The sequence below is a fragment of the Pseudomonas sp. GW822-FHT02D10 genome, assembly GCF_058802345.1.
Genome location: NZ_JBXAOB010000006.1, coordinates 1 through 11,967 on the forward strand (window position 1 = coordinate 1; position 11,967 = coordinate 11,967).

Sequence of the window (11,967 nt, forward strand, 5' to 3'; positions counted from 1 at the left end):
GCGGTAGTTCAGTCGGTTAGAATACCGGCCTGTCACGCCGGGGGTCGCGGGTTCGAGTCCCGTCCGCTGCGCCATATCTGCCTCAAGGCCCACTGAACGCCTTGAAGCTACGAAGAAAGCCACTGGCTGCTTCGAGTCGATAGCAAAGACCCTGGTCGAAAGACCGGGGTTTTTTGTGTCTGGAATTCGGGTTTTGACCTGTCACCCTGTCAAGGTGGTGCGTCAGCTCACTTCCACAAAAAACCGCCTGTGCAGGCGGTTTTTTGTGAGCGCGATAAATCAGAAATCGAACTTGTCTCGCAGGCCGTAATACCAGGCGCCTAGCGCGGCGAACGGCGTTCGCAGCAATTGGCCGCCCGGGAACGGGTAGTGCGGCAGGTCGGCAAAGGCGTCAAAGCGCTCTGCCTGGCCGCGCAGTGCTTCAGCCAGGACTTTGCCCGCCAGGTGCGTGTAAGTCACGCCATGGCCGCTACAGCCCTGGGAGTAATAGATGTTGTCGCCCAGGCGTCCGACTTGCGGCAAGCGCGACAAGGTCAGCAGGAAATTGCCGGTCCAGGCGTAGTCGATCTTCACGTCCTGAAGCTGCGGAAAGGCTTTGAGCATTTTCGGTCGAATGATCGCTTCGATGTTCGCCGGATCCCGAGCGCCGTACACCACGCCGCCGCCGAAGATCAGGCGCTTGTCGCCAGAAAGGCGATAGTAGTCGAGCAAATAGTTGCAGTCCTCGACGCAGTAATCCTGTGGCAGCAGGCTCTTCGCCAGCTCATCGCTCAAGGGCTCGGTGGTGATCACCTGAGTGCCGCATGGCATCGATTTCGCGGCCAGTTCTGGAACCAGATTGCCGAGGTAGGCGTTGCCGGCGACGATGATGAACTTGGCTCTGACCTTGCCTTGAGGTGTGTGCACCACGGGATTGGCGCCGCGCTCGATGCGTATCGCTGGCGACTGCTCATAAAGGGTCCCGCCCAGCGATTCGACGGCCGCGGCTTCACCCAGGGCGAGGTTGAGTGGGTGGATGTGGCCGCCACTCATGTCGAGCATGCCGCCCACGTATTGATCGCAAGCGACGACTTCGCGAATGCGGCGCTTGTCCATGAGTTCCAGCTGAGTGTGGCCGTAGCGTTCCCACAGGCGCTTCTGCGACTCCAGGTGGCCCATCTGCTTGCTGGTGATGGCTGCAAACACGCCGCCATCCTTCAAGTGGCACTGGATTTGGTATCTGGCCACGCGGTCGCGAATGATCCTGCCGCCTTCGAATGCCATTTGCCCGAGCATTTGCGCTTGCTTCGGGCCAACGCTGCGTTCGATCACATCTATATCGCGGCTGTAACTGTTAACGATCTGACCGCCATTGCGACCCGAGGCGCCGAAGCCAACTTTGGCAGCTTCCAGGACCGTCACCCGAAACCCGTTCTCCAGCAGAAACAGTGCACTGGACAGGCCGGTATAGCCTGCGCCAATGACGCAGACATCGGTCTCTACGTCATCCTGTAGCGAAGGGCGCGACGGGGCGGCGTTGGCCGACGCGGCATAATAGGATTCCGGGTAAGGGGTGTTCGCCATCCTGTCGCCTCTGTTTAATATATTTTACGAGTGCTCCGATCCTACCTGAGTTAAAAATCGACTGCCAGCCACCGGAATATCTTCTTTGTAGTACCAAAATTAAATATTTTGCATATTCATAGGGTTAGGTGAAAAAAAAGGTGTTGACACCCCTCCGGAATTCCGTAGAATGCCGCCTCACAGCAGGCACGTAGCTCAGTTGGTTAGAGCACCACCTTGACATGGTGGGGGTCGTTGGTTCGAGTCCAATCGCGCCTACCAAACAAAATCCGCTCTGCTGGGCGGTCTAGAAGGGTCAACCGAAAGGTTGGCCCTTTTTTGTGCCTGCGATTTAATAAACGTTTCAAAACCTTTCCGCATTCCCTCTTCAGGCCGGTATTTCCCTTCGCAAATGGCTGAGTCCGAAGCGCTCAAGGGGGTAGCATGAGAGTCGCAAGCGAGGCGAATACACTGACCGCGATTTGATCCGCGCACTGGCCGATACCCAGATGCACTGAATTGAAAAGGGCCTTATGAAGGTGCCGGGGGTGGCAGCATGACCCAGGTTCAGCGTTTCACAATCAACACCACGGGCCGCGACTTTGCCGTGGGTGATATTCATGGCCATTTCACCAGGCTTCAGGCTGCGCTTGATGCTGTCGGCTTCAACCCCGTGACCGACCGCCTCTTCAGTGTTGGCGATATGGTCGACCGCGGCCCCGAGTCTACCGACGTCGATAGGTGGCTGGCCAAGCCGTGGTTCTTTGCCGTGCAGGGCAATCATGAGCAAATGGCGGTCGATGCCCATCGGTTCAACCATAAAGGTCAGGCCAGTTACCTGCACATAATCAACGGTGGCGCCTGGTTGTACGGTCGGTCCACCGCTGAGCAGGCCTTCTATGTCGATCTGTTTGCCGAGTTGCCTATCGCTATTGAGGTCATGACGCCTATTGGTCTGGTGGGGATCGTGCATGCCGATTGTCCGTTCGATGATTGGGCGCAAATGCTTGGCGCTCTTGAGCGGGAGCAAGGGGCGATGCAGCGTAGTGTCCAAACAATCTGCCAGTGGTCGCGCACTCGCATTACCACCGAAAACGACACTGGCGTGAGTGGCATCAGGGCGGTGATCGTCGGCCACACAGTGGTCCATCAGCCAGCGGTGCTGGGCAACGTCTACCATATCGACACTGGCGGCTGGATGGGCGGCCACTTCACGCTGATTGATCTGGCCACTCTCGAGTGCTTCCCGCCGGTCAATCCAAAAATGCACTGATGAATTCCGGACCTGTTGGTCGAGAGGGTCGAGCTTCTTGCTAAAAGATGATGAAACGCAGGCAATAGACAGAGCCCAGCCATCGCGCTGGGTTCTTCATATACTTCGGGTCACGACCATTGCACGGACGAAAAAAAACCCGCATTTGGGCGGGCTTTTTATCGATGGGGGGCGTTGATCCTTCAACGTGTTGGAGTGTGCTCCGCGGCTCAAGCCCGATCAACCGAATGGCGACGAAACGCCAGAATAAAACAGCAGTTGTGTGCCAGTTTGATCGGGGGCTAGCCGAAGGCAGGAGGAGCAGGATGCTTGTTTGTCTTGTGAGCGAAGCCAGGCGTTTTGGGCTACTACTGACAGGCCGATGCTTTTTCGTCTTGAATGGGGAGCAAATCGATGCTGGTTCACTGGTTTCTTGCAGCGGTTCATCTCTTGGCCTATGCCCTGGCACTCTGGGGAGTGCTTACGCGTGGTATGGCGTTCCGTCGAGTTGCCCTGGATGGCACGGGGGCTCGTAGTGTCCTGCTGGCAGATAACTTCTGGGGAATCTGCGCGGCGATTCTTCTGATTACCGGCGGGATTCGTGCCTTTGGCGGGTACGAAAAGGGCTCGGACTATTATCTGCATCAGCCGCTGTTCCATCTGAAAATGACCTTGTTCGTCATCATCCTGTTGCTCGAGATTGCGCCGATGGTGACCTTGATCAAATGGCGGATCGCTTTGAGCCGAGGTGCGTCGATTGATGTCGGGAGGTCTAAGCTCTTTGCGCGCATCAGTCATATCGAGGCGCTGTTGATTATCTTGATGGTTGTGGCCGCGACAGGCATGGCGCGAGGTGTGACGTTCGGATAGTTGGCTATCGTTGCGCAATGGGCTGGAGCGCCCAGGCCGATTGTGAAGTTTTCACCAGGCTGAATCCGAATGGTCTGACAGTAACGCTCATGGCGATGTCGTTAGTATCGGTATCACCTTTTCAGTGGCATCACAGAAAAATGCCATGACATCCATTCATCCAGCGTCTGAGGCCGATAGGTTTGAGTTTGCCGGGGTTTGCGGTGGGGTGTGTCGGTGCTGGTCGCGGCTTTGGCGTGCGCCATTGCCATAGAGAAAGGAATGGAGGGCGATAGTGCACAGAATCTTTAGCCAGCCGTTGCTGTAAGAGAAAGGGCTGGCTACTGATTGCTGGCGGGGCTCAGGGGGTTTCGCGCTTGTCCGGCGCAGTAAGACCGGCCTGTATACGCTGGTAGATTTCTTCGCGATGCACCGCAACGTTTTTCGGGGCATTGATGCCGATTCTGACCTGCTGGCCGCTAACGCCCAGAATGGTGATTGTAATGTCATCACCGATGTTTATGCTTTCACCGACTTTGCGGGTGAGTATCAGCATGATCTTCTCCTTGATAGCTTTGTAGGGCACCTGACTCAAACAATGCAGATGTCGGTAGTACCTATAGGTTAGTGCGAAGTGTCACGGTTTGGGTGCCTCTTTCTGACGTGCAGACGCTGCATTAATTCCCAAGGTGCGACTATACAGAGGCGAGAAACATCCTTCTCGTTGTTTTGAGGCCTGTTTACTGGGTCATGAGGCATTTTCGGGTGATAAAATCCTGGCTTTGGCATTCTGAGGGAAAAGTTGTGCGCAAAATGGCGTTGGTGGTCGCGGTATTGGTATTGACTGGATGTGGCCAGGAAAAGGCCGGGGAGTCGAAAAAGCCTCAGGCGGCGGTTGTCTCGGCACCCGCAACGGCTGCTGCACCGCAATGGGATGTTCTGGTTCAGGGCGAGACCGTGCAGGCGATCAGTGATCTCACCGGCTGGCTGATCGAGCACAGTTTTGTTTCCTACGTGGTAACGCAAGACGGCAAACAGCGCGTGCTGGTCGGGCCGTTCAACTCAAAAGCCGAAGCTGAGACCAGGCAGGCCGAGCTGACCGCAGCTCTGATCAAGGCGAAGAAGATGAATGTCGAATCAAGGGTCGTTGAGCACGGCACGGCTCAGTAATTGACTCCACCTGATTAACCACAGGTCTTCATATCGACGGGGCCGACGAACTCATTGCCGCGCCCCATCACGCACGCCATGCTCTGATTACGTTGGCGCTCCCAGCTTTGCACCGGGTAAGTCTTGTTCCAGGCTTCGAAAAGTTGCCGATCCTGCTTGGACAGACGCAACCCGTATTGCTTGCTCATGTAGAAATAAGTGCGAGCGATCATCCCGCGAATAGGCGGGCGGGGCATGATCTTCTTGGCCTTGAAGTCGACTTGGGTCAGGCACGAACCGTATTGCCCGGATTGCACGGGGAGCCAGCCAAAGCTGAAGTTGCCGCGGTCCCCGTTCACCTCACCGATGCTTGGCACGAGGTTGTGCAGATCGGCCTCGGCACGTTGGTAGGTCGGGTCGTGACGTGTGCAGTTCTGGCGTCCACCCTGTTGCCAGCACTGGCGTTGGTGACCGATTTGCCATGCAGGAACGATGTGCTCCCATTCGATACGTGCAGCGCGGTTGGCGTTTTTACGTGGCACGTAACCGCAGGCTTTCAGGTCGACCCGATTGCCTGTGTATTTGCAGCCGCAATAGAACTCGGTGGACTGTGGGGCGTAGAGTTTCCAGGCGACCTTTTTCGCTTCGTTGTAGGTACGTGGTGCATCGGCTTGAGCGCCCGCGACAACGAAAAGCAACAGCAATGCTAAACAACGAACAGTCATTGACTCAGTCTTCCTTCGGCACTACCCAGAAAATCTGCACGCCGCCATCGTCGCGATAAGCGAGGGTGACGTTGTCGTTTTCGGCGATTTCCTCGAGCAAGCGTTCCCATTCATCTACCGGCTCGTCAGGGAGGCGAAAGATCAAGGCGGTCTTGGCTTTTTGGGCGGTCGGGGAGTTGATGATTTTTTGAATGCGCAAACCGAGTCGTTCGTAAGAGCCTGGAGGGTTAGTCGCTGCAGAAGAAGTCGTGGTCACGGAGTAATCCTTATTAAGCTGTACGTGCATACAGTATTTAACTGTAAGCAATTTCGCAACTGCTTAAAACTCAAGAAAATCCCCTGACGGCGAGTTTTTCCGTTTGGTGTAAACCGGGTGGAGAGTATTCAGAAGATATGGCGCGGGGACGGCGGGAGGGCAGGTCACTCGCCCGAGCGGGCGAGTGGGTGTGGCAAGCGTCCGACCTGATCAGGCCGGACGCAATGAATCAGTATTCCCAGAACATCCGTTGCAGCTCTTTGCTGTCCGAAGTCTTGGTCAGTGCAACCATCGTCAGGATCCGAGCTTTTTGCGGGTTCAGGTCATGCGCGACGACCCAGTCATACTTGTCGTCTGGCTGTTCGGCATTGCGCAAGACAAAGCCGCCGGCATTGACGTGAGAAGAACGAATGATCTGTACGCCATCCTTGCGCAGTGCCTGCAAGGTTGGAACCAAACGCGAAGATACCGAGCCATTGCCGGTACCGGCATGGATGATGGCTTTGGCGCCAGATTGGGCCAGGGCCTTGTAAGCCGTGCCGTCGACATTGCCATAGGAGTAGGCGATTTCGACGTCAGGCAGGCTCTTGATGGTTTTGATGTCGAATTCCGAATCCATGGTGTGGCGCTTGGCTGGCAAGCGGAACCAATAGGATTTGCCTTCGATCACCATGCCCAACGAGCCCCATGGGCTTTTGAACGCTTCGGTCTTGATGTCGTTATCTACTAATGCATTTTGTTGACAAAGCCTTCACCGAAAAAATAAATCAAATCTCTCAATCGTTTAGGGCCGCTTTCTCCAAGCCTAGCCTGCCCATTTTCCCTGTCAACGTTGACAAAATGCCGTTGATCGCTATCCGACAAGCGGTCGTCAGATCGAGCACTACGGTCTGTAAATACAACGGTCGTGCCGACGCATGTCGGCTGCGCAGAGAAGCCCGCGACAGGCCCAATCGGTAATTCAGCTTCTGCCTTGGCGTCTTCATCGCTTTCGTGTTCCTGGGGGGGGCCTCCGGTAACCACCTTGGCTTTGGAAAACAAAACGCCATTCGGTCTATCTCGCTGGCCAGTTCGGAAGAGGGCAAGGAAAGGGGCGGTCGACCACGGCGCAGCATCGGAAGCACGTCTCAGCGTTCTTGTTTAAGGGCAAGCCAACAAACAAATCAGCGCTGATCTTCAGGAAGGAAGCGGCGAATGGGAGCGGCTTCCTTCCCAAGATCCAAGGGAGCCTTAACGCTACCAAATTGCATGTGGAGGCTGGGGCTGCTCCGTGGCTTCCCTGAGGCATCGATGTACCTCATGAGATCCCCCGACCTTGTTGGCACACTCCAGCGTAATGAGCGGACGCCCAACGATGTGAGTTGCATAGCTTCTCCAAGGACGAGTCGCTGTCGAACGCCTCCACGCGCAATGGGCTTGGGATATGGATGCCTGGTTAGGCTTTGTAAAAGTCCGAGTAAGGGGCGCTCTTGGTTGGTGGTTACTATTCGATAATATTTAAGATAATTAATTGTCGAGTTATTTTGATATTGGTGTTTTCAGATGTCTCTTTTGAAGGCTTATATGGGTTTTTGCTGTGGGTGAACTTTTGTTGTTCGGTGTTTATATTATTCGCAATATTGAGTTTGACAAAAAAAGTTTCTTGAGGTGCTTGCGTGGTTGTCATCTTGTGTCTATGTTTTACCAAGTAGCTAGATTGTGTGATTTGTGATCTTGGCAATGTATTTCTGATGGTAGGTTTGGGTTGTGGTTTAAAATGTGGAGATATATTGGATGTCTAAAAAGCTCGATTTGCGTACTGCACCACGCATAGCCCACTATTTCCGAGATGTTGATCTTGTTGGTAAGTCACGTCCCGAGTTTATACCAGAAGGATTTCCCCTCAATTGCCAGAATGATGATGACAAGTGGTCAGCTACTTATCTTCTCAGAATTGCTGTGCGCTTCCGACACATCTGGGCTACTTATGGCACCCGAGATGGCGTGAGGACAATTCAAGGCCCGCAACCAGTGGTGTGCTTCTCGAACTTCAGCCTGGTCGACCTGATCACTGTGCGAGATGGTTTTCGCCCACAGAACGAGGCCGTAACCCAGTACGCCCTTACTTTCCCAGTAAAGGCTGCGGAGAGGGGTGGTATTCAGCCATTGGCGCATTGGTCTCATGGAGGAGCGTATTTGCAGGATGGGACACCACTAGAATTGAACGGGCATGAGGAGCCCCAGAATCAATTTAGATTCGTCGACGCCGAATACAATCTTTCTAATCAGTTAAGAGGTTGTTCAGAATGGCGGTGGCAGTACTCCGGAAACTATCCCCGGTGCATCGAAAGGATTGAAATGGGTGGTGTGGAAGGAAATGCTGTTCCTGGACTTAAGTTAACTCAAAAGAAATGGTCGGGGATAGGTGTGGTAGTCCCTGACATGGCGACTGCTCGTGTACTTCAGTACGACATACTCTCCTTGATTGACCGGGGGATTGTATCGGAGACACAATTTGATCACGTCTTGGTTTGCGATCAACTGCCAGTGAACATAGACGGCTTTGGTGAGGAAGAACTGCAGGCAGCCTTCTCCAAAGCTTGTTTTGATTTCAAGTCTTGTATGGCAGTCTCAACCTTGAAGGCTTCTGTTACTTCGCTCGATTTTTCGTCCCGCCTATTGATTCTTGAGTCTTCGACACCCAAGAGGTCAGTCAGGGAAAGAGGGGGGTGCTGGCTCTGGTTTGAAAACAACGCACACCCATATATCAGAGCTTTGATAAAGAGTGGCCGGGTCAAGGCTAACGAGCGGGGACGCTATCTTGCCTCTTTGGAGGAGCTGGATCCCTCCCGGGATCTGCGTGAGCGCCAAGAAATTGCCGTAGAGCTCTCCAAGCAATTACTGGAAAGTTTTGGCATTCGGAGCAGCTATTTTAGCGTATTGAACTCGCAGTGCCCCGATGATGATCCTGCCTACAGTGGAAGGCCTTGGGGAGGAGGGTATTTCATTACGCCTGCCCCTGATGACGATGAATAGTGAATTGTACAAATGCGCCAAGGCTCTCAAGGTCAGAGGTTTGATGAAGGAACAGGGCTTAATCATCAAGCAGCCCGGTTCCAATGTGTACAAGAAAATCACGGCTGCACGAAGCGTCGGAACCCAATGGTCTGGGCGCCAACTTCATCAAGCGGTTTCGGCAGCGACAGCGTCAGGCAAATAAGGGGCGCAGCATCACAGAGGTCGGCGCTACCAAGTGAATGCCTGGATGCTGTCCCTGTTAGGGGGGGGCGGTAGCTGTCGGTCGGCAGAGTGTTACGAGTTGGCTGCATCAGCCCAGCGCTGGTAGCTCTGCTCGGCATGAACCGGATTATCGAGCTTCGGTTTTGCGCGCAATGCGAACGCCTTTTCAACCAAGATCTCCAGTCTTTCCGTTGCTTTCGGCAGTCAGCCGTTCTTGATTGCCCAGAGCTTGATGTTCTCTACCGGCTCTTGGTGGTTAATCGGGTGAAGGCACGGTATAGGTGGTACTGCTATCACCCTTGGATCAGTTTTTTTTTTGCTCGCGAACATGCTTGCTGACTGTTTCCCTCGATACCCCTAACCGGCGGGCGATCTCGGCCTGTGAGAGTCCTTCATTCATCAATTCGAAGATGTCGCTCCTCAGTTTGGCCGCTTTCGCGGTGACAGGGTGTGCGGTCTGACCCAGTTCATTGGAAATCGAGACGTCCAGCAAATTCGATGAGTCGAGGTCGTCATGGAGGCGGCGAAGGATTTCGCGTGGGGACTGTCCGTTCTGAGCCGCGTAAACGACCGTCAAAAGAGACAACGGATCAAGTTGAAAAGACTCAGCAAGCTGCTCGCTTACCTCCAGCGACACCGATCTTTCAGCGGCCTCCAAACGGCTGATTTGAGATTGGTTAATACGCTTTGCAATGTTCTGCTGCGAGAGCTTTTTGTGCGCTCTGAGAAATTGCAGCGTTGCGGCATAGGCGGTGCGAAGCGACATTCAAGCGTTCCCGTCAAACAGAACGATATGTCGAATTTTTGTTGTCAGACGCAAATGCGTATTGGCATAATGGTCTGACGAAGTCGCAGTATCTGAGATAGGCGAACGGGATGAGCCTTTGGGCAAGCTCCCGATTGCGGTGCTCGTAGGTGCAAGCATCGAACGTTCCTTTTGAAAGAAGTGCACCCTCAATATCTTCAATATAGAGCTAAATCGAGTTAGAGCCTTGGTTGTGCCTCCCGCTTTGTGGTGCCGGCAACGCATGGCGCTTTCGAGGCGTCGACGCGCTTTATGGAAATGGGCGGAATATGAAAATCCAGATTTACTCAGACCTGCACAACGAGTTCGCCCCGTTCGAACCGCCCACAACAGACGCAGACATCGTCGTCTTGGCGGGGGACATCGACACCCAGGCGAGAGGCGTCAGTTGGGCAAACGACACCTTCAACTGTCCCGTCATCTACGTCTGCGGGAACCACGAGTTCTACAAAGGCCACATCGACCACACGCTCCACAAAATGCGAGAGATAGCTGCACCACATGTGCACGTATTGGAAAACCAGATTTGGATTTGCAACCAAACCCGTTTTTTGGTCACAACGTCCTGGACGGATTTTTCCTCTACTGGAGACACCTTGGAAGCCATGGTGACCTGCGCCCTGTGGATGAATGACTTCCAGGTGATCAGAGCGGAAGAGAGTTTTCGCCGCCTACGCCCCGCAGATGTGATTGAGCGGAACCACGATGCCTTTGACTTTCTAGCCGGTGAACTCGCCAATCCGTTCGAAGGGAAAACAATCGTTGTCACGCATCATTGCCCGATCCCGGAAGTGGCTGGCGATAAGCATGACGGCCATCTGAGTGCGGCTTATACAAACCGGTGGCACTCGCTTCTGTCGATGGTGGACGTTTGGATTTTTGGACATACACATAGGGCTATTGATATCGAGCTGGGCGGGTGCCGGCTGATCTCAAATCCGCGTGGTTATCCCCAAGAAGACACAGGCTTCATTTCGAATTTCACGATTGGAATCTGATCCAGCTGAGAAAGGTAGCCGGGATGTACTGGATAAAAACTTATGGAGCTAGGCTCTCGGATCTCCGCTTTCACAGATACCCAAAAGCCATTGAGAGAGCACGTGAAGCCATTACTGATCCGGATGTTGTCGGGTATCTGCTCTGCGCCTTGGAGCGACCTCCAAAAATCACAGGTCTGTTGTTTTGCGAGCCGGCGAAAAAGTACCCAGATGGTTTGCCCATTCATGCGCTGCCGGTCATCAATCGGTGTCGGCGTGCAGGCTACGACCTTTTCACGGTAATCGATGGTGGGGTTTTCGTGGTCGCTCACTGGCTGTATGAGAACGGTGCGTTAGATCGATTTGACCGAGTTCATTAAGTCCGGTTTGCGGTCTGTTTTTCACCAATACGGGGGAACGAATGGCTTTGCCACAGTGCGTAATTGACGCAAGGAAAATTGACTTTGGCGTTCAAATTACTGGGTATCTGTGTTGCGCCGAATTCGAGCCTCCTTGCGTAGTCGGCGTTGTTTTTTGTGACACACGCGGGCGCTTTATGGATGGAAAAACAATCCGTAGTTCCAGGCTGCGACGGGTGTTCGAGCTATTGGGCTACAAGCTTTGCGAGACATACAGTGGAAGCAGATACGTTGTTTGCCATTGGTGGTACGAGAACGGAGCTGTTCCCTTGGTCAATATGATCCACTGAGGATCACCGGGTGTCGGGCCTGGTCTGGTGGTTTCGGAAATGGAGGTGGCAGTGTATAGCGAATTGGTCGAGCTTCTACACGGTGGTGGTGAGCCCATCAATGGCTTTGCAAAAGAGATTTGGGAAGCTGAGGTTGAAGCCCTTCTGAATTTTCCCGATAAGCCGTTCTGCATTGTGAAGGGGTGGCGAATAATCGAATTAGACGTCGATGAAAGTTACAGGGCCTCGCTGTTGAGTGATGGCCTTGCCCCCTACGTGCTGTACGCCGCGGAGGTGCTTGTTCATAGCAGCGGAAAGCGACGTAAAGGCGAGTGGGTACGCAGCACTTTTCAGCGCTCGTTCACTCTTGGCTATCTTTTCGAAAGCACCAATACAGTCTACGTCCTGCTTGGGCGCGGCGTGCGCAAAAAAGGCAGTGCCCGGGCAGTTATGAGCATTGGTCAATAGGCACGGCCATGCAAGTTTCAATTAAAACATGTGCGTG

General features: G+C 53.9%; 12 protein-coding genes, 1 tRNA gene and 1 pseudogene. 8 read left to right on the plus strand and 6 right to left on the minus strand.

What is annotated here, in order from left to right; genetic code table 11:
• Positions 1–279: 279 nt before the first annotated feature.
• Positions 280–1,563, minus strand: a complete 1,284-nt coding sequence (locus AC1RPZ_RS11585; RefSeq protein WP_493137168.1) for an NAD(P)/FAD-dependent oxidoreductase — start codon at positions 1,561–1,563, stop codon at positions 280–282.
• 184 nt (positions 1,564–1,747) lie between these two features.
• Between AC1RPZ_RS11585 and AC1RPZ_RS11590 the strand changes: the two genes are divergently transcribed.
• The 3 genes from AC1RPZ_RS11590 to AC1RPZ_RS11600 all read left to right on the plus strand — a co-directional run bounded on the left by AC1RPZ_RS11590 (position 1,748) and on the right by AC1RPZ_RS11600 (position 3,664).
• Positions 1,748–1,824 (plus strand) — tRNA-Val (locus tag AC1RPZ_RS11590).
• 274 nt (positions 1,825–2,098) lie between these two features.
• Positions 2,099–2,815, plus strand: coding sequence for a metallophosphoesterase (locus AC1RPZ_RS11595; RefSeq protein WP_493137169.1), 717 nt, complete (start codon positions 2,099–2,101; stop codon positions 2,813–2,815).
• A 393-nt stretch (positions 2,816–3,208) separates the two neighbouring features.
• Complete coding sequence (locus AC1RPZ_RS11600) at positions 3,209–3,664, plus strand: DUF2214 family protein (RefSeq protein ID WP_493137170.1); 456 nt, start codon at positions 3,209–3,211, stop codon at positions 3,662–3,664.
• 340 nt (positions 3,665–4,004) lie between these two features.
• On the opposite strand, the gene csrA is transcribed toward AC1RPZ_RS11600, so the two are convergent.
• Entirely contained in the window at positions 4,005–4,199 is a 195-nt protein-coding gene (gene csrA / locus AC1RPZ_RS11605; RefSeq protein WP_060838422.1) for a carbon storage regulator CsrA, read from the minus strand.
• Positions 4,200–4,447: 248 nt separating this feature from the next.
• Here csrA and AC1RPZ_RS11610 point away from each other — a divergent pair, with 248 nt between their 5' ends.
• Positions 4,448–4,813: an SPOR domain-containing protein gene (locus AC1RPZ_RS11610; RefSeq protein ID WP_493137171.1), complete on the plus strand. Its 366-nt coding sequence runs from the start codon at positions 4,448–4,450 to the stop codon at positions 4,811–4,813.
• A gap of 14 nt (positions 4,814–4,827) precedes the next feature.
• Here AC1RPZ_RS11610 and AC1RPZ_RS11615 read toward each other — a convergent pair whose 3' ends face one another.
• From AC1RPZ_RS11615 to AC1RPZ_RS11625, 3 genes and pseudogenes are all read right to left on the minus strand, one after another.
• Positions 4,828–5,517, minus strand: a complete 690-nt coding sequence (locus tag AC1RPZ_RS11615) for an endonuclease (protein WP_493137172.1) — start codon at positions 5,515–5,517, stop codon at positions 4,828–4,830.
• A 4-nt stretch (positions 5,518–5,521) separates the two neighbouring features.
• Entirely contained in the window at positions 5,522–5,803 is a 282-nt protein-coding gene (locus AC1RPZ_RS11620) for a DUF1654 domain-containing protein (RefSeq protein ID WP_493137173.1), read from the minus strand.
• A gap of 199 nt (positions 5,804–6,002) precedes the next feature.
• Positions 6,003–6,491: pseudogene (locus AC1RPZ_RS11625) on the minus strand (L-asparaginase family protein); the annotation flags it as partial.
• 1,055 nt (positions 6,492–7,546) lie between these two features.
• On the opposite strand from AC1RPZ_RS11625, the gene AC1RPZ_RS11630 reads away from it, so the two are divergent.
• Positions 7,547–8,788 carry a DUF4427 domain-containing protein gene (locus tag AC1RPZ_RS11630; RefSeq protein ID WP_493137174.1) on the plus strand — a complete coding sequence of 414 codons (1,242 nt, stop codon included), beginning with the start codon at positions 7,547–7,549 and terminating at the stop codon, positions 8,786–8,788.
• A gap of 508 nt (positions 8,789–9,296) precedes the next feature.
• Here the strand turns inward: AC1RPZ_RS11630 and AC1RPZ_RS11635 are convergent.
• Positions 9,297–9,758: a helix-turn-helix domain-containing protein gene (locus AC1RPZ_RS11635; protein WP_493137175.1), complete on the minus strand. Its 462-nt coding sequence runs from the start codon at positions 9,756–9,758 to the stop codon at positions 9,297–9,299.
• A gap of 308 nt (positions 9,759–10,066) precedes the next feature.
• On the opposite strand from AC1RPZ_RS11635, the gene AC1RPZ_RS11640 reads away from it, so the two are divergent.
• The 3 genes from AC1RPZ_RS11640 to AC1RPZ_RS11650 all read left to right on the plus strand — a co-directional run bounded on the left by AC1RPZ_RS11640 (position 10,067) and on the right by AC1RPZ_RS11650 (position 11,930).
• The gene (locus tag AC1RPZ_RS11640; protein ID WP_493137176.1) at positions 10,067–10,795 is read left to right on the plus strand and encodes a metallophosphoesterase; all 729 of its coding nucleotides are present in this window, start codon (positions 10,067–10,069) and stop codon (positions 10,793–10,795) included.
• A gap of 23 nt (positions 10,796–10,818) precedes the next feature.
• Positions 10,819–11,154 (plus strand): hypothetical protein, encoded by a 336-nt coding sequence (locus AC1RPZ_RS11645; RefSeq protein ID WP_493137177.1) that lies wholly within the window; start codon positions 10,819–10,821, stop codon positions 11,152–11,154.
• A gap of 380 nt (positions 11,155–11,534) precedes the next feature.
• Positions 11,535–11,930: a DUF6957 family protein gene (locus AC1RPZ_RS11650; RefSeq protein ID WP_493137178.1), complete on the plus strand. Its 396-nt coding sequence runs from the start codon at positions 11,535–11,537 to the stop codon at positions 11,928–11,930.
• Positions 11,931–11,967: the final 37 nt, after the last annotated feature.

Coding starts and splice junctions, on each gene's coding strand:
- csrA (WP_060838422.1), bottom strand. CDS start 4,199: ATGCTGATACTCACCCGCAAAGTCGGTGAAAGCATAAACATCGGTGAT.
- AC1RPZ_RS11615 (WP_493137172.1), bottom strand. CDS start 5,517: ATGACTGTTCGTTGTTTAGCATTGCTGTTGCTTTTCGTTGTCGCGGGC.
- AC1RPZ_RS11585 (WP_493137168.1), bottom strand. CDS start 1,563: ATGGCGAACACCCCTTACCCGGAATCCTATTATGCCGCGTCGGCCAAC.
- AC1RPZ_RS11635 (WP_493137175.1), bottom strand. CDS start 9,758: ATGTCGCTTCGCACCGCCTATGCCGCAACGCTGCAATTTCTCAGAGCG.
- AC1RPZ_RS11640 (WP_493137176.1), top strand. CDS start 10,067: ATGAAAATCCAGATTTACTCAGACCTGCACAACGAGTTCGCCCCGTTC.
- AC1RPZ_RS11595 (WP_493137169.1), top strand. CDS start 2,099: ATGACCCAGGTTCAGCGTTTCACAATCAACACCACGGGCCGCGACTTT.
- AC1RPZ_RS11620 (WP_493137173.1), bottom strand. CDS start 5,803: ATGCACGTACAGCTTAATAAGGATTACTCCGTGACCACGACTTCTTCT.
- AC1RPZ_RS11630 (WP_493137174.1), top strand. CDS start 7,547: ATGTCTAAAAAGCTCGATTTGCGTACTGCACCACGCATAGCCCACTAT.
- AC1RPZ_RS11600 (WP_493137170.1), top strand. CDS start 3,209: ATGCTGGTTCACTGGTTTCTTGCAGCGGTTCATCTCTTGGCCTATGCC.
- AC1RPZ_RS11645 (WP_493137177.1), top strand. CDS start 10,819: ATGTACTGGATAAAAACTTATGGAGCTAGGCTCTCGGATCTCCGCTTT.